Genomic DNA, 15,939 nt, shown 5'->3' with positions numbered 1-15,939 from the left:
AACGGTGGGTGACCGTCACGGTGATCTTTCCCACGGGGGTGTTCCGACATGGCGAGTCGTTTCGGCGCCATCGGACTCGAGGTGCGCGGCCGGCGCGAGTACGGCGAGCTGCTGCGCCGACTGTACGGGCTCGGCCGGGCCGAGCCCGTCGGCGGAGGGGCCCTGCGGGTGGTGTGGACGGGCGCGGGAGGCGCGCGCGTCGAGTTGGAGATCGACGGCGAGGGCGTGCTGCGGTACGTCCTGCCCTGCCTGGTGCCCCGTGGGACGCCGGTGCCGGTGCGCGGGATCACGCCGACGCCGGACGGGACGACGCATGTGGAGCTGCTGGACGGCGAGGGCGGGGAGACGCTGTGTCCGCTGCCGGTGGAACTGACCGACCGTGCCGAGCCGCGCGCCCTGGCCCGTGGCGGGGACGGCGCGCCCACGGAGGGACACCTGCGGTTGAGCGCGCTCGCCGAGCGGATCGAACTGCACGCGGACGCGGCGGCCTACGACGCGGCGCAGGGCGGCCGGGAACCGAGGTTCGCGCCGGACTTCCTCGTTCCCGTCGGGCTGTTCCGTCCGGAGGACGCGGGGCGGGAGTGGGCACCGACGGCGCACGCGCTGTTCGCGGGCGAGGTGACGGCCGTCGAACGCGTCGAGAGCGAGATCGGCGGCGGGGTCTTCCACCGGCTGCGGGTGCGGACGCTCGGCGGGATCGAGGTGGACGTCGCCGCCGCCGACGCCCACCTGGCGAAGGCCCCGGTGGCCGGTCAGTGGGTGGAGGGAACGTTCTTCATGACCGGCTCACTGGGGCCGGCCATGCCGGGGGCGACGGACCTTCGGGGGTGATCTCAGGCGGCGCGGTCGCCGAACCGGGCCGCCTCCCAGAAGTCCGGGCGGGGGTCCAGCGCCGCGGCGAGACGGAAGTGGCGCAGCGCCTCGTCGTCCCGGCCCGCGCGCTCCAGGGTGCGGCCGAGGGCGTAGTGCGCGTAGGAGTTGTCCGGCTCGCGCTCCAGGACGACCCGGAACTCCTTCTCGGCGGCCCGCAACTGGGCGCTGAGGAAGAAGGCCCGGGCCCGCAGCAGACGGACGGAGACCTTCTCCGGGAAGGCCTCGACCACCGACTCCAGGAGCTTCAGCGCACCCCTGGGGTCTCGGGCGGCCAGCAACTGCTCGGCGGCGCGGAACTGGATGACATGGGTCTCGGGCGTGGCTTCGGGCACGTCGGCCCCTCCTTGTCCGCCCTCTCCGTGTCCGTGCTCGTCGCGGAGGGAGCGGTCCTCGGGTACGTGTTGTGGTCGCGGGGCGCCACGCGGTATCCGGTGGGACACCGCGGACGCCGTGGTGCACCGCTGCGAGAACGCGTCGGCGCCACGGGCGTATTCCCGTGCGGGTGAGTCTTCCCGTCCCGCGCCCCGGTCAAGCGCGGGGGGTTTCGCGGGCCCGTTCGTCCAACCGCCGCCACACGTCCGCCACCTGGGACTCCAGCCTCTCCAGCGGGCCGTCGTTGTCGATGACGACGTCCGCGACGGCCAACCGCTGCTCGCGCGTGGCCTGGGCGGCCATCCGGGCGCGGGCGTCCGCCTCGGTCATGCCGCGCAGGCGCACCAGGCGGTCGAGTCGGGTCTCGGTGGAGGCGTCGACGACGATCACCAGGTCGTAGAGGGGGGCGAGACCGTTCTCGGCGAGCAGCGGCACGTCGTGGACGACGACCGCGTCCTCGCCGGCCGCCTCCTGGATCTCGGCGGAGCGGGCGCCGACCAGCGGGTGGACGATCGCGTTGAGGGCCTTCCGCTTCTCCGGGTCGCCGAAGACGATGGCGCCGAGCCGGGGGCGGTCCAGGGTGCCGTCCGGAGCGAGGATCTCCTCGCCGAACTCGGCGACCACGGCGGCGAGTCCCGGGGTGCCGGGCGCCACGACCTCGCGTGCGATCTTGTCGGCGTCGACGATCACGGCCCCGTGCTCGGCGAGGAGGCGCGACACCTCGCTCTTGCCCGAGCCGATTCCGCCCGTCAGCCCCACGGAGAGCATGTCGTGCCTCCACCCGTTCGGTGCCCGCTCGCTCCCCGCGTCACGCGCGGGGCCGTGCGCCGCGGCGGACCTCCCGCCACGGCGCCCTCACCCTATCCGAGCCCCGAAAGCCGTCGAGGAACGGCCCGGGCCCACGGCGCCGCGGCGCTCAGGGCCGACTCTCGGGGCCGTCCCCGCCGTCCGGATCGGCGCCGCCGCCGTTCTCGCGTTCGGCGAGGAAACGCTCGAAGACCTCGCCCAACTCCTCGGCGGACGGCAGCTCCACGGGCTCGGCGACCAGGCTGCCGCGCGTCTCGGCCCCGGCCATGGCGTCATACTGCTGCTCCAGGCCGCGGACGACCGCGACCAGTTCGCCGTCCCCTTCGGCCAGTTGCCGCTCGATCTCGTCCTGGACCCGGTGGGCGTCCGAACGCAGCGCGTGGGTGACCTCCGGAAGGACCAGCCCGGTGGCCGAGGTGATCGACTCGACGACCACCAGGGCGGCGTCGGGGTAGGTGGAACGGGCCACGTAGTGCGGCACGTGCGCGGCGAAGCCCAGGACGTCGTGGCCCGCCTCGGAGAGCCGGAACTCCAGCAGCGCGGCGGCGCTTCCGGGCACCTGCGCCTCGTCGAAGGGGGTCTGGCGCACGGGGGTGAGGTCCAGACGGTTGCCGTGGGGGGTGAGGCCGACGGGGCGGGTGTGCGGGACGCCCATGGGGATGCCGTGGAAGGTGACCGCCAGCCGTACGCCGAGGCGTTCGACCATCTGACGCACGGCGGCGACGAACCTCTCCCACTCCACGTCCGGCTCGGGTCCGGTGAGCAGCAGGAAGGGAGTGCCGGTGGCGTCCCGCAGCAGCCGCAGCTCAAGCCGGAGTCGGTCGTAGGACACCCACCGGTCGCGGCGGAAGGTCATCACCGGGCGGCGGGCGCGGTAGTCGACGAGGCGGTCCACGTCGAAACGGGCGACGGTCAGGTGCGGCCGGTGGTCCAGCAGCCGCGAGACGATCTGGCCGCCGGTCTCCCCGGCGTCGATGAAGCCCTCGAAGTGGTAGAGCATGACGAGCCCGGCGCTGCCCGGCTCTCCGACGGCCGCCTCGGCCTCCTTCAGGCCGGCCGCCTCCCACTCGTACAGATCCTGCGGATCCAGCACTGCCGCTCCTTTGTATCGCTCCTTGTCCGTCGGCAACGTCCGCCGCCGAGCGCGCATTCCCCGCGGTCGAACGGCCGGGAGACCTCCTCGTACGGGAGTGCCGGGGCCGGTGGTCACCGGCCCGGTCACGCATGGTGCCACGTCCGGTGCGCCGGTCCGTCCGGCGGGCTCCGGCAGTGCCGCCGGTCGGGCTTCCGGCCGGGGCTCTCGGTCGGTGCCCTTCGGGGGAGCCCGGCAACGCCGCAGGGCCCGCTCCCGGAAAACGGGAGCGGGCCCTGTTCAGGCGTCGTCATGTGCCGGGGCCGATCCGAGGACCGGCCGACCGGCTCGGGTCAGCTCTGGCCGCCCGCGAGCTTCTCGCGGAGGGCCGCCAGGGCCTCGTCCGAGGCCAGGGCCCCGGAGTTGTCGCCCGACTCCGAGGAGTACGAGCCGCCGCCGGCCTGCTGGCCGCCGCCGCCACCGGTGCCCTCGGCCTCCGCCTGGGCGTCGGCCTCGCGGGACTTGAGGACCTGCGCCTGGTGCTGCTCGAAGCGCTGCTGCGCCTCGGCGTACTGGCGCTCCCACTCCTCGCGCTGCTTCTCGTAACCGGGCAGCCAGTCGTTGGCCTCCGGGTCGAAGCCCTCGGGGTAGATGTAGTTGCCCTGGTCGTCGTAGGACGCGGCCATGCCGTACAGGGTCGGGTCGAACTCGACCGCCAGCGGGTCGGGGCCGAAGGCCTCGTTGGCCTGCTTCAGCGAGAGGCTGATGCGGCGGCGCTCCAGGTCGATGTCGATGACCTTGACGAAGATCTCGTCGTTGACCTGGACGACCTGCTCGGGGATCTCCACGTGGCGCTCGGCCAGCTCGGAGATGTGGACCAGACCCTCGATGCCCTCGTCCACGCGGACGAACGCGCCGAACGGCACCAGCTTGGTGACCTTGCCGGGCACGACCTGGCCGATCTGGTGAGTCCGGGCGAACTGCTGCCACGGGTCCTCCTGGGTCGCCTTCAGCGACAGGGAGACCCGCTCGCGGTCCATGTCGACGTCCAGGACCTCGACGGTGACCTCCTGGCCGACCTCGACGACCTCGGACGGGTGGTCGATGTGCTTCCAGGACAGCTCGGAGACGTGGACCAGACCGTCGACGCCGCCCAGGTCCACGAAGGCGCCGAAGTTGACGATCGAGGAGACGACACCGGAGCGCACCTGGCCCTTCTGCAGGGTGGTGAGGAAGGTCTGACGGACCTCGCTCTGCGTCTGCTCCAGCCAGGCGCGGCGGGAGAGAACCACGTTGTTGCGGTTCTTGTCCAGCTCGATGATCTTCGCCTCGAGCTCCTTGCCGACGTACGGCTGGAGGTCGCGGACGCGACGCATCTCGACCAGGGAGGCCGGGAGGAAGCCGCGGAGGCCGATGTCGAGGATCAGGCCGCCCTTGACGACCTCGATGACGGTACCGGTGACGATGCCGTCCTCTTCCTTGATCTTCTCGATGGTGCCCCAGGCCCGCTCGTACTGGGCACGCTTCTTCGAGAGGATCAGGCGGCCCTCCTTGTCCTCCTTCTGGAGGACCAGGGCCTCGATCTCGTCACCGACGGCGACGACCTCGTTCGGGTCGACATCGTGCTTGATCGACAGCTCACGGGAAGGGATGACACCCTCGGTCTTGTAGCCGATGTCGAGCAGGACCTCGTCCCGGTCGACCTTCACGATGACGCCGTCGACGATGTCGCCGTCGTTGAAGTACTTGATCGTCTCGTCGATCGCGGCGAGGAAGGCTTCCTCGGAACCGATGTCGTTAACCGCAACCTGCGGGGTGGTCACGGTGGTCTCGGTGCTGCTCGTCATGTGGAAAAGGGCTCCGGTACGGACATTGAAGTCGTAGGTACTGCTACGCCGAGAGCCCTTATCGCACTGCCGAAGCCGGACAGCCTGCGAGGCGCTTCACCGAAGATCTCCGAGGAAATCACAAGCACCTCGACAACCGAGGGGACATACAACAGATACGAGCGCGACCTGCTCCGTCCGAGGCGCGCAGGCCCGCAGCGCAACTTGTAGCATACGTGGGCAGCCGTGCATGGTCAATGCGCGAACAAGGACACGAGGGACTTAACTCTCATACCAGGCGGATGTCACCGCCTGGGAGGGTCTTTCCGGGCCCACCCTCGTGCTTTCCCACAAGGCCCGGCACGCCCCCGGCGCCCGACGAGGCCCCGGCGGCGACTTCCGACCGCAGGTTACGACGACGGGCAGCATGAACCAAGAGAGCGAACCAGAAGTCACGCGCCGCGAGGCCGGCCACACCGAGAGCGTCCGGGCCAGCCGCCTGTGGTGGGACCGCAACGCGGACGACTACCAGCGCGAGCACGGGGACTTCCTCGGCGACGCCCGCTTCGTGTGGGGGCCCGAGGGGCTGGACGAGGAGCGGGCCCGCCTGCTGGGCCCGACGGAGAAGCTGGCCGGACGGTCCGTGCTGGAGGTCGGCGCCGGAGCGGCCCAGTGCTCGCGCTGGCTGGCGACCCGCGGGGCCCGCCCGGTGGCCCTGGACATCTCGCACCGGCAGCTCCGGCACGCGCTGCGCTTCGCCCGGGACGTCCCCGGCGCGCCGACGTTCCCCCTCGTCCAGGCCGACGCCGGCGCCCTGCCCTTCGCCGACGGCTCCTTCGACCTGGCGTGCTCCTCCTACGGGGCGTTGCCCTTCGTCGCCGACCCGGTGCGGGTGATGCGCGAGGTGCGCCGTGTCCTGCGGCCGGGCGGACGCTGGGTCTTCTCCGTCACCCACCCGATCCGCTGGGCCTTCCCCGACGAACCCGGGATCGAGGGGCTGACGGTCCACTCCTCCTACTTCGACCGCACACCGTACGTGGAGCAGGACGAACGGGGACGGGCCGTCTACGTCGAGCACCACCGCACGCTCGGCGACCGGGTGCGCGACGTCGTCGCCGCCGGGTTCCGTCTGGTGGACCTGGTCGAACCGGAGTGGCCCGAGTGGAACCGGCAGGTGTGGGGCGGCTGGTCCCCGCTGCGCGGACGGCTGATCCCGGGCACGGCGGTCTTCGTCTGCGAACGCGACTGAGGCCCGCGGGGGCGCTGCGAGGCTGGGGGGAGGATGGGAGCATGCCCCTGCGGACCGACGCCCTTCACCGACTGCCCGTGCGTTCCGCCCTGCCCGCCCTGGAGGACGCGCTGGCCGCGCGCGGGGCGGCGGTGCTGTGCGCTCCCCCGGGCACCGGCAAGACCACGCTGGTGCCCCTGGCCCTGGCGGGTCCGACGTCCCCCGAGGGCCTCGGGCGCCCCCGTCCCCTCCGGCGTGTGGTGGTGGCCGAACCCCGCCGCATCGCGGTGCGGGCCGCGGCGCGGCGGATGGCCTGGCTCCTGGGCGAACGGGTGGGGGAGCGCGTGGGGTTCACCGTGCGCGGCGAGCGCGTGGTGGGCCCGGAGTGCGCGGTGGAGGTGGTGACCACCGGGGTGCTGCTCCAGCGCCTGCAGCGCGACCCGGAACTGCCCGGGGTCGACGTGGTGGTGCTGGACGAGTGCCACGAGCGGCACCTGGACGCGGACACCGCCGCCGCCTTCCTGCTGGACGTGCGGGCCGCGCTGCGGCCAGAGCTGCGGCTGGTCGCCGCCTCGGCGACCACCGACGCCGAGGGCTGGGCACGGCTGTTGGACGCGCCGGTGGTGGAGACACCCGGCGTGACGCACCCGGTGCGGGTGGTGTGGACGCCTCCCCCCGCGCTCCGCCCGGTGCGTCCCGCCCACGGGATGTGGGTGGACCCGGCCCTGCTGGAGCACGTGGCGGCCGTGGTGCGGCGGGCGCTGCGGGAGGAGGACGGCGACGTGCTGTGCTTCCTGCCCGGTGTCGGGGAGATCGCGAGGGTGGCCGCCCTGCTGCGAGGCGGGGCGGACGGCGGCGTGAACGGCAGCGCGGACGGTGGCGTGGACGCCGAGGTGCTCCAGGTGCACGGGCGGGCCCCGGCCGCCGTCCAGGACGCGGTGCTGTCCGGTTCCGCCGGGCGGCGCCGGGTGGTGCTGGCCACGTCGGTCGCCGAGTCCAGCCTGACCGTCCCCGGGGTGCGGGTGGTGGTGGACTCGGGTCTGGCCCGCGAGCCGCGCACCGACCACGCCCGCGGGCTGAGCGCCCTGACGACGGTGCGGGCCTCGCGGGCGTCGGCCGAGCAGCGCGCGGGCCGGGCCGGACGCGAGGCGCCGGGCGTGGTGTACCGCTGCTGGACCGAGGCCGAGCACGGGCGGCTGCCGCGGTTCCCCTCCCCCGAGATCGCGGTCGCGGACCTCACCGCGTTCGCCCTGCGCGCGGCCTGTTGGGGCGACCCGGAGGCGCGCGGTCTGGCGCTGCCCGACCCGCCGCCCCCGGGCGCGATGGCCGCGGCCCGCGAGGTGCTGCGCGCGGTCGGCGCCGTGGACGCGGCCGGACGGGCCACGGGGCGCGGGGAGGCGATGGCCCACCTGGGCCTCCACCCCCGGCTGGCGCGTGCCCTGCTGGACGGAGCGCCCCTGGTGGGGGTCCGGCGGGCGGCGGAGGTGGTGGCGCTGCTGAGCGAGGAGCCGCCCCGGGAGTACGGCGACGAGGTCACGGCCGCGTGGCGCGCCGCACGGCGTGGCGGGGACGCGTACGCCGCCCGCTGGCGCACGGAGGCGCGGCGTCTGACGGAGGCCCTGCCGAAGGAGGCACGACGGGGGGCCGACCCCGCCGGCGTTCCGCCGGACGACGTGGCCGCGGGCCTGGTGGTGGCACTGGCCTTCCCCGAGCGGGTGGCGCGCTCCCGGGGCGAGCGGGCGTATCTGATGGCCTCCGGAACGCGCGCGGACCTCGCCCCCGGCTCCGGGCTGCGGGAGGCGCCCTGGCTGGCCGTCGCCGTCGCGGACCGTCCGGTGGGAGCGGCCTCCGCGCGGGTGCGGCTGGCTGCGGTGATCGACGAGGACACCGCGCGCCGGGCCGCCGGGGCGCTGTACTCCCGCGAGGAGGAGGTGCTCTGGTCCGCCGGGCGAGGCGGGGGCGGCGCCGGGGACGCCGGTGACGTGGTCGCCCGGCGCGTGGAACGGCTGGGCGCGATCGAGTTGGCCTCCTCCCCTCTCGCGGAGCCCGATCCGGCGCGGGTGCGGGCCGCGCTGCTGGACGGGCTGCGGCGCGTCGGGCCGGAGCTGCTGCACTGGACGCGGGAGGCGCGTTCGCTGCGGGAGCGGCTGGCCTTCCTCCACCGGGAGGTGGGCGAGCCCTGGCCGGACGTGTCGGACGAGGCGCTGGTGGCGCGGGCGGAGGAGTGGCTGGGCCCGGTCCTGGACGGCGCGCGGCGCCGGGCCGACCTGGAGCGGGCGGACGTCGGACGGCTGTTGACCGCTCTGCTGCCGTGGGCCACGGGGGACGCCGCCCGGCTGGACGAGTTGGCGCCGGAGCGGATCGAGGTGCCCTCCGGGTCGCGGATACGGGTGGACTACGGCGGCGAGCGCCCGGTCCTCGCGGTCAAGTTGCAGGAGTTGTTCGGCTGGCAGGAGGCGCCCCGTCTGGCCGGTGGACGGGTGCCGCTGCTGGTGCACCTGCTGTCGCCCGCGGGACGGCCCGCTGCCGTGACGGCGGACCTGGCGTCGTTCTGGCGGGACGGCTACCGCTCGGTACGGGCCGAACTGCGGGGCCGGTACCCCAAGCACCCCTGGCCCGAGGACCCGAGCACCGCGGAGCCGACCCGGCGGACGGCGGCCGCGGCGCGGGGCGGACGGTCCGACGGCCGCTGACCACCGCCGACCGCCGACGGCCCGGGCCGCCCCGCCTTCTCCGGCGGGGCGGCCCGGGCCGTCGCGGTGTCGGGGCCGGGTGGGGCCGGTGGGGCTACTCGCCCGACCGTCCCAGCACGCCGGAGACGCTGCCGCTGGCGGACGGGGCGGGCGCCGGTTCCTTCTTCCCGTCGTCCTCGCCCTTGCCCTCCTCGCCGTCCTCGTCCTCCGGGCCGCCGCAGGGGCTCTCCGGGTCCCCGGGCTCGCCGGACTCGTCCGGCTCCTCCGCCCCGTCCGTCCCGGTGGGCGTGGGGGTCGGGGTGGGAGTGGGCGAGGCGGTGGGCTCCTCGGAGTCGGTGGGCTCCGGCTCCGGGTCGGCCGGGCAGGTCGGGGTGGGCGTCGGCGTCGGGGGGGGCGTCGGGGTGGGCGAGGTGGTGGGTTCGCCCGGCTTGGTGGGCTTCTCGGTCGGCGTGGGGATGCCGGGCCCGGTGGGGAGGGGGGTGGGTGTCTTGGTGGGCTTGGGCTGCACGCTGCCGCTCTCGGATGCGGTGGGCTGCGGGGAGGGGTCCTTCCCGTCGTCCTCGCCCTTGCCGTCCTGGCCGTCCTTGCCGTTCTCGGAGCCGCCGTTCCCGCCCTTCGACCGGGAGTCGGGGGCCGTGCTCGGCTCGGCGGGCCGGGATTCGTTGCCCGCGCCGGGGCTCTCGGGCAGCACGCCCTTGCCGTCGGGCACCTCGTGGACGCCCTTGCGGTAGAACTCCAGCCAGGACAGGACCGTCCGCAGGTACTCCCGCGACTGGTTGTAGCTGAGGATGGCCCGTTCCAGGTCGGCCCGGTTCGACAAGTCCTTGCCGCCCGCGCACAGGTAGCGTCCGGCGGCGAGCGCGGCGTCGTAGATGTTGTTGGGGTCCTTCCGGCCGTCGCCGTTGCCGTCCGCTCCCCAACTCGCCCAGGTGGACGGGATGAACTGCATCGGGCCGACGGCCCGGTCGTACCGGGTGTCGCCGTCGTAGGCGCCGCCGTCGGTGTCCGAGATGTGCGCGAAGCCGACGCCGTTGAGAGCCGGCCCCAGGATCGGCTTGAGAGTGGTGCCCTCGGAGTCCACCGCGCCGCCGCGGGCCTGCCCGGACTCCACCTTGCCTATCGCGGCGAGGAGTTGCCAGGAGAGGTTGCAGCCGGGCCGCTCGCCGGCCAGGGCCCGCTCCGCCTTCTTGTAGGCGGCCAGAACGGTGGCGGGTATGCCCGACTCCGACGGGCCGGAGACGTCCGGCAGGTCCTTGGACGCGTCCGGCTCGTCCGGCTTCACCAGCGGCGGGAGTTCGGTGTGATAGGGGGAGTTGCCGTCGGCGGGAAGGTCGGACGCCTCCGGAGAGGTGCCGGCGTCTCTGCCGCCGGGCTGGACGAACTCCAGACCGGGCCCCTGCGACGCGGTGAGCGCGGCCATCGCCGCCGCCGCGATCGCGGTGCTGGTCACGCCTCTGCGGACCCTGCCTCCGAGCCCTTTGCCCCCGAGTCGAGCCGTCATCTGCCAGACCCCTCCACGCTGCCGTTCCGTACTGCCGCGCGGCCGTGCTCCGCCGCGCCCGTCCTGTGTGCCCGGTGCGTCCCGTGCACCCGGCACGTCGACCGCTCCGCTCCCCCACGAGCGGCAACGGTCGTGACACTACGGCAAGTTGGGCACCCGATCCACCACGCCCCGCCCCGGCTTCGCGACGGACACGACCGCTCCACCGGATGTTCACCCCCCGTGGCCCTCGGTCCGCCGGACTCGGCCGCGCGCCGCCCGTACGGTTTCCCCACCACACGGGCGGCACCCGGCCGTTCGCGGCCCGTCCGGCGGACCGGGCCGAATCCGCCGCCTCCTTTCAGTGGGCGGCGTTCTCCCATCAGTGGGCGGCGTTCTCCCAGTTCTCGCCGGACCCCACGGAGACGTCCAGCGGAGCCCGCAGCCGGACGGCCCCGGCCATCTCCCGCCGCACCAGCTCCTCCACGGCCTCCCGCTCGCCCGGGGCGACCTCCAGCACGATCTCGTCGTGCACCTGGAGCAGCATCCTGGAGCGCAGCTCCGCCTCGTTCAGCGCCCGGTCCACCCTCAGCATCGCGATCTTCACGATGTCCGCGGCGGTGCCCTGGATCGGGGCGTTGAGCGCCATCCGCTCGGCCATCTCGCGGCGCTGACGGTTGTCGCTGTTGAGGTCGGGCAGGTAGCGGCGGCGGCCGAGGATGGTGGAGGTGTACCCGGTGGCCCGCGCCTCCTCCACCACCCGGTGCAGATAGTCGCTGACCCCGCCGAAGCGCTCGAAGTAGGCGTCCATCAGCCTGCGCGCCTCGTCGGCGGTGATGCCGAGCTGCTGCGACAGGCCGAAGGCCGACAGCCCGTAGGCCAACCCGTACGACATGGCCTTGATCTTGCGACGCATCTCCGGGTCCACCCGGTCCTTGGGCACCCCGAAGACCTGGGCGGCGGCCGTGGTGTGCAGATCCTCGCCTGAGGTGAACGCCTCGATCAGGCCCTCGTCCTCCGACAGGTGGGCCATCACGCGCAGCTCGATCTGGCTGTAGTCGGCCGTCAGCAGCGACTCGTACCCCTCGCCGACCACGAAGCCGCGGCGGATGGCCCGGCCCTCGTCGGTCCGCACCGGGATGTTCTGCAGGTTCGGGTCGGTCGACGACAGCCGCCCGGTCGCGGCGACCGTCTGGTTGAAGGTGGTGTGGATGCGGCCGTCGGCGGCGATCGTCTTGATCAGGCCCTCGACGGTGGTGCGCAGCTTGGCCTGCTCGCGGTGGCGCAGCATGATCACCGGCAGTTCGTGCTCGGTCTGCGCCGCCAGCCACGTCAGCGCGTCCGCGTCGGTGGTGTAGCCCGTCTTGGTCCGCTTCGTCTTCGGCAGGCCCAGCTCGCCGAAGAGCACCTCCTGCAACTGCTTGGGCGAGCCCAGGTTGAACTCGTGGCCCACCGAGGCGTGGGCCTCCCGCACGGCCTGCTGGACGGCCGCGGCGAACTGCCGCTCCATGTCCTCCAGCCACGCCCGGTCCGCGGCGATGCCCGCGCGCTCCATCCGCGCCAGCAGCTCGGAGATCGGCAGCTCCACGTCCTTCAACAGGTCGGCCGCGCCCACCTCCTCGAGCCGCCCGGTCAGCGCCCCGCCCAGATCGAGGATGGTGCGGGCCCGGCTCATCAGCGCGTCCGCCTCGGCCTCCTCGTCCGCGCCGAGGGTCAACTGCCCGCTGCTCTCGGCCGGCTTCGCCGGCTCACGGCCCAGGAACTCCACCGACAGGGCGTCCAGCGCGAAGGAGCGGCGGCCCGGCTGCACCAGGTAGGCGGCGAGCGCGGTGTCCATCGTCACGCCGTCGATCCGCCAGCCGTGCTCGGCGAAGACCCGCATCAGCGCCTTGGCGTCATGCACCACCTTCGGCCGTTCCCCGTCGGCGATCCACGCGGCGAACGCCCTCTCGTCGGCCTCGTCCAACCGCGCGGGGTCGAACCACACGGCCGGCCCCGCGGCCGTGGCCAGGGCGATCTCGACGACGCCGCCCGCGCCGAGCTTCCAGGTGTCGACCGTGGCCAGGCCCAGCGGTCCGGCGCCGGGCGCGGCGTGCTCGGCCAGCCAGGGCGCCAGCTCGCCCGTGCCCAGGACCGTGCCGTCGATCTCCACACCGTCCTGCGGGGCCGTCTCCCCCTCGGCGGCGCCCGGGTCCACGGCGAACAGCCGGTCACGGAAGCCGGTGTTGCGAAACTCCAGCGCGTCCAGCACCACCTCCAGCGCCGCGCGGTCGTACGGCGCCCGCGCCAGGTCCGCCGGGGCGGCCGGCAGCTCCACGTCGTGCACCAGGGCCGTCAGCCGCCGGTTGAGCCTGACGGAGTCCAGGTGCTCGCGCAGCTTCTCCCCGACCTTGCCCTTGACCTCGTCCGAGCGTTCCAGCAGCTCGTCCAGGGAACCGAACTGCCTGATCCACTTCGTCGCCGTCTTCTCGCCCACGCCGGGGATGCCGGGCAGGTTGTCCGAGGGGTCGCCGCGCAGCGCGGCGAAGTCCGGGTACTGCCGGGGCGTCAGGCCGTACTTCTCCTCCACCTTCTCGGGGGTGAAGCGGGTCAGCTCCGACACCCCGCGGGTGGGGTACAGCACCGTGACCGCGTCGCTGACGAGCTGGAAGGAGTCGCGGTCGCCGGTGACGATCGACACCTGGAAGCCCTCGGCCTCCGCCTGTGTGGCCAGGGTGGCGATGACGTCGTCCGCCTCGAAGCCCTCCACCGCGAACCGGCGCACGTTCATCGCGTCCAGCAACTCGCCGATCAGCTCGACCTGGCCCTTGAAGCTGTCCGGGGTCTTGGAGCGGTTCGCCTTGTACTCGGCGAACTCGTGCGTGCGCCAGGTCGTGCGCGACACGTCGAAGGCGACGGCGAGGTGAGTGGGCTCCTCGTCACGCAACGTGTTCGCCAGCATCGAGGCGAACCCGTAGACGGCGTTCGTCGGCTGGCCCGTGGTGGTGGAGAAGTTCTCCTCGGGCAACGCGAAGAACGCCCGGTAGGCGAGGGAGTGCCCGTCCAGCAGGAGCAGACGCTTCCCCGTCCGCGCTGTCGGCTCTGTCGGTGTTGCGGTCGCTGTCGATGCTTTGTTGGCCACGCCCCGATCCTGCCACGCACCGCCGACAATCGTTTCCGGACCACCTCCGCACCGGTGACGCATGTCGCCGGCGCGTGGCAGGATCCTCGGTCATGAAGCGCAAGCCGCCCCAGGTCGATCCCGTCCAGGACGCCCCCCGGACCAGCGCCCCGCGGCGCTCCGCCGCGGGGCTGCCCGCCGTCGCCCACTCGCTGCGCGTGGCGCAGCGGCAGATGGGAACGCGACGCACCGCGCTGACCCTGCTGCGGGTCAACCAGGCGGACGGCTTCGACTGCCCCGGCTGCGCCTGGCCCGATCCGAAGCGGCGACACACCGCGGAGTTCTGCGAGAACGGCGCCAAGGCCGTCGCCGACGAGGCCACCCTGCGGCGCGTCACCCCCGCCTTCTTCGCCGAGCACCCCGTCTCCGAGCTGGCCCGCCGCTCGGGGTACTGGCTGGGGCAGCAGGGGCGGCTCACCCGGCCGATGTACCTGGCGGAGGGCTCCGACCACTACGAGCCGATCGACTGGGAGCGGGCCCTCGACATCGTCGCCGAGGAACTGCGCGCCCTCGACTCCCCCGACGAGGCCCTCTTCTACACCTCCGGCCGCACGAGCAACGAGGCCGCGTTCCTCTACCAGCTCTTCGCCCGCTCCTTCGGCACCAACAACCTGCCCGACTGCTCCAACCTCTGCCACGAGTCCTCCGGCGCGGCGCTGACCGAGACCCTCGGCGTCGGCAAGGGCAGCGTGCTGCTGGAGGACCTCCACCGCGCCGACCTGATCATCGTCGCCGGACAGAACCCGGGCACCAACCACCCGCGGATGCTCTCCGCCCTGGAGAAGGCCAAGAAGGGCGGGGCGCGGATCATCACCGTCAACCCACTGCCCGAGGCGGGCCTGGAACGGTTCGACAACCCGCAGAGCCTGCGCGGTCTGACCGGCGGCGGCACCCGGTTGACCGACCTGTTCCTCCAGATCCGCCTCGGCGGCGACCAAGCGCTCTTCCGCGAGCTGTGCCGCCGCGTCCTGGCGGCCGAGGGCGGGGTGGACGAGGACTTCGTCCGCGAACACACCCACGGCTTCGAGGAGTTCGCCGCCGCGGCGCGCGCCGTCGACCCCGACGAGGTGCTGCGCGCCACCGGGCTGGACCCGGCCGACATCGACCGCGCCGCCGAGCTGGTCCTCGCCTCCGAGCGCACCGTCGTGTGCTGGGCCATGGGCCTGACCCAGCACCGGCACGCCGTGCCCACCATCCGCGAGATCGTCAACCTCCTGCTGCTGCGCGGCGCCGTGGGCCGCCCCGGCGCCGGGGTCTGCCCGGTGCGCGGCCACAGCAACGTCCAGGGCGACCGCACCATGGGCATCGTCGAGAAGCCCGCCGCGGCCCTGCTGGACGCTTTGGAGAAGGAGTTCGGCGTCCCCATGCCGCGCGAGCACGGCCTGGACGTCGTGAACGCCATCCGCGCCCTGCGCGACGGGAAGGCGAAGGTGTTCTTCGCCATGGGCGGCAACTTCGTCGCCGCCTCCCCCGACACCGAGGTGACCGAGGCCGCGATGCGCCGCGCCCGACTGACGGTGCACGTGTCCACCAAGCTCAACCGCTCCCACTGCGTCACCGGCGCCCGCGCCCTGATCCTGCCCACCCTCGGCCGCACCGAGCGCGACGTCCAGGCGAGCGGGGAGCAGTTCGTCACCGTCGAGGACTCCATGGGCATCGTCCACGCCTCGCGCGGACGCCTGGCCCCGGCGAGCGACCACCTGCTGTCGGAACCCGCCATCGTCTGCCGGCTGGCCCGCCGTGTCCTGGGCGCCGACCACCCCGTCCCCTGGGAGGAGTTCGAGGCCGACTACGCCGCGATCCGCGACCGCATCGCCCGCGTCGTCCCCGGTTTCGAGGACTTCAACGCCCGCGTCGCCCACCCCGGCGGCTTCGCGCTCCCCCACGCCCCGCGCGACGAACGCCGCTTCCCCACCGCCACCGGGAAGGCCAACTTCACCGCCGCGCCCCTGGAGTGGCCCCGCGTGCCGCCCGGCCGCCTGCTGCTGCAGACCCTGCGCTCCCACGACCAGTACAACACCACCATCCACGGCCTCGACGACCGCTACCGAGGCATCGAGGGAGGCCGCCGCGTGGTGTTCGTCCACCCCGACGACGCCGCCGGACTGGGCCTGCCCGACGGCTCGTACGCCGACCTCACCAGCGAGTGGGAGGACGGCCGCGAGCGCACCGCGCCCGGTTTCCGCGTCGTCCACTACCCCACCGCCCGCGGGTGCGCCGCCGCCTACTTCCCCGAGACCAACGTCCTGGTGCCCCTCGACGCCACCGACGCGGTCAGCAACACCCCCGCCTCCAAGTCCGTGGTGATCCGCCTCACACCGACCGAAGGACCTCGCCCGGCCTCTGGTAAGTAAGACGGTGTAGAGCACATCCATCACCCGCCGGAGGCGGCACTCCCGCACCGGAACGACGATCGGAGCCGTGAGCC

General features: G+C 73.6%; 10 protein-coding genes. 4 read left to right on the top strand and 6 right to left on the bottom strand.

The features are described from left to right. The first annotated feature begins 48 nt into the window (after positions 1–48). A complete protein-coding gene (locus tag IF47_RS0104280; RefSeq protein ID WP_051716964.1) occupies positions 49–831 on the top strand; it encodes a hypothetical protein in 783 nt (260 codons plus the stop codon). Between the two features lie 2 nt (positions 832–833). Here the strand turns inward: IF47_RS0104280 and IF47_RS0104275 are convergent, their stop codons facing one another. The 4 genes from IF47_RS0104275 to rpsA all read right to left on the bottom strand — a co-directional run bounded on the left by IF47_RS0104275 (position 834) and on the right by rpsA (position 4,971). Then, positions 834–1,205, bottom strand: a complete 372-nt coding sequence (locus IF47_RS0104275) for a tetratricopeptide repeat protein (RefSeq protein ID WP_031506742.1) — start codon at positions 1,203–1,205, stop codon at positions 834–836. A 196-nt stretch (positions 1,206–1,401) separates the two neighbouring features. Then, positions 1,402–2,013 carry a dephospho-CoA kinase gene (gene coaE / locus IF47_RS0104270; RefSeq protein ID WP_031506741.1) on the bottom strand — a complete coding sequence of 204 codons (612 nt, stop codon included), beginning with the start codon at positions 2,011–2,013 and terminating at the stop codon, positions 1,402–1,404. Between the two features lie 148 nt (positions 2,014–2,161). After that, positions 2,162–3,145, bottom strand: coding sequence for a PAC2 family protein (locus IF47_RS0104265; RefSeq protein WP_037731913.1), 984 nt, complete (start codon positions 3,143–3,145; stop codon positions 2,162–2,164). Between the two features lie 332 nt (positions 3,146–3,477). Next, the gene (rpsA, locus tag IF47_RS0104260; protein ID WP_031506737.1) at positions 3,478–4,971 is read right to left on the bottom strand and encodes a 30S ribosomal protein S1; all 1,494 of its coding nucleotides are present in this window, start codon (positions 4,969–4,971) and stop codon (positions 3,478–3,480) included. A gap of 406 nt (positions 4,972–5,377) precedes the next feature. On the opposite strand from rpsA, the gene IF47_RS0104255 reads away from it, so the two are divergent. Both IF47_RS0104255 and hrpB read left to right on the top strand, forming a co-directional pair. Beyond that, the gene (locus IF47_RS0104255; RefSeq protein ID WP_031506736.1) at positions 5,378–6,199 is read left to right on the top strand and encodes a class I SAM-dependent methyltransferase; all 822 of its coding nucleotides are present in this window, start codon (positions 5,378–5,380) and stop codon (positions 6,197–6,199) included. Between the two features lie 41 nt (positions 6,200–6,240). Beyond that, on the top strand, positions 6,241–8,871 hold the full coding sequence (hrpB, locus tag IF47_RS0104250; RefSeq protein ID WP_031506735.1) for an ATP-dependent helicase HrpB: 2,631 nt from the start codon (positions 6,241–6,243) through the stop codon (positions 8,869–8,871). Positions 8,872–8,965: 94 nt separating this feature from the next. On the opposite strand, the gene IF47_RS0104245 is transcribed toward hrpB, so the two are convergent. Together IF47_RS0104245 and polA are read right to left on the bottom strand one after the other, a co-directional pair. Beyond that, the gene (locus IF47_RS0104245; protein WP_078591557.1) at positions 8,966–10,372 is read right to left on the bottom strand and encodes a lytic murein transglycosylase; all 1,407 of its coding nucleotides are present in this window, start codon (positions 10,370–10,372) and stop codon (positions 8,966–8,968) included. Positions 10,373–10,733: 361 nt separating this feature from the next. Beyond that, positions 10,734–13,472 carry a DNA polymerase I gene (gene polA, locus IF47_RS0104240; protein ID WP_031506732.1) on the bottom strand — a complete coding sequence of 913 codons (2,739 nt, stop codon included), beginning with the start codon at positions 13,470–13,472 and terminating at the stop codon, positions 10,734–10,736. Between the two features lie 92 nt (positions 13,473–13,564). Here polA and IF47_RS0104235 point away from each other — a divergent pair, with 92 nt between their 5' ends. Further along, positions 13,565–15,865, top strand: coding sequence for an FdhF/YdeP family oxidoreductase (locus tag IF47_RS0104235; RefSeq protein ID WP_031506731.1), 2,301 nt, complete (start codon positions 13,565–13,567; stop codon positions 15,863–15,865). The last annotated feature ends 74 nt before the right edge of the window (positions 15,866–15,939 follow it).

Origin of the sequence: Streptomyces megasporus (assembly GCF_000718985.1) — a bacterium.
In the GTDB taxonomy this organism is placed as follows: domain Bacteria; phylum Actinomycetota; class Actinomycetes; order Streptomycetales; family Streptomycetaceae; genus Streptomyces; species Streptomyces megasporus.
The sequence above is the reverse complement of the archived record's forward strand: the minus strand, read 5'-3'. Positions and strand labels throughout refer to the sequence as shown.

What these genes read in the sequence shown, in the direction of transcription:
- IF47_RS0104280 (WP_051716964.1), top strand. Translation starts at nt 49, where the DNA reads ATGGCGAGTCGTTTCGGCGCCATCGGACTCGAGGTGCGCGGCCGGCGC.
- coaE (WP_031506741.1), bottom strand. Translation starts at nt 2,013, where the DNA reads ATGCTCTCCGTGGGGCTGACGGGCGGAATCGGCTCGGGCAAGAGCGAG.
- rpsA (WP_031506737.1), bottom strand. Translation starts at nt 4,971, where the DNA reads ATGACGAGCAGCACCGAGACCACCGTGACCACCCCGCAGGTTGCGGTT.
- IF47_RS0104255 (WP_031506736.1), top strand. Translation starts at nt 5,378, where the DNA reads ATGAACCAAGAGAGCGAACCAGAAGTCACGCGCCGCGAGGCCGGCCAC.
- hrpB (WP_031506735.1), top strand. Translation starts at nt 6,241, where the DNA reads ATGCCCCTGCGGACCGACGCCCTTCACCGACTGCCCGTGCGTTCCGCC.
- IF47_RS0104245 (WP_078591557.1), bottom strand. Translation starts at nt 10,372, where the DNA reads ATGACGGCTCGACTCGGGGGCAAAGGGCTCGGAGGCAGGGTCCGCAGA.
- IF47_RS0104235 (WP_031506731.1), top strand. Translation starts at nt 13,565, where the DNA reads ATGAAGCGCAAGCCGCCCCAGGTCGATCCCGTCCAGGACGCCCCCCGG.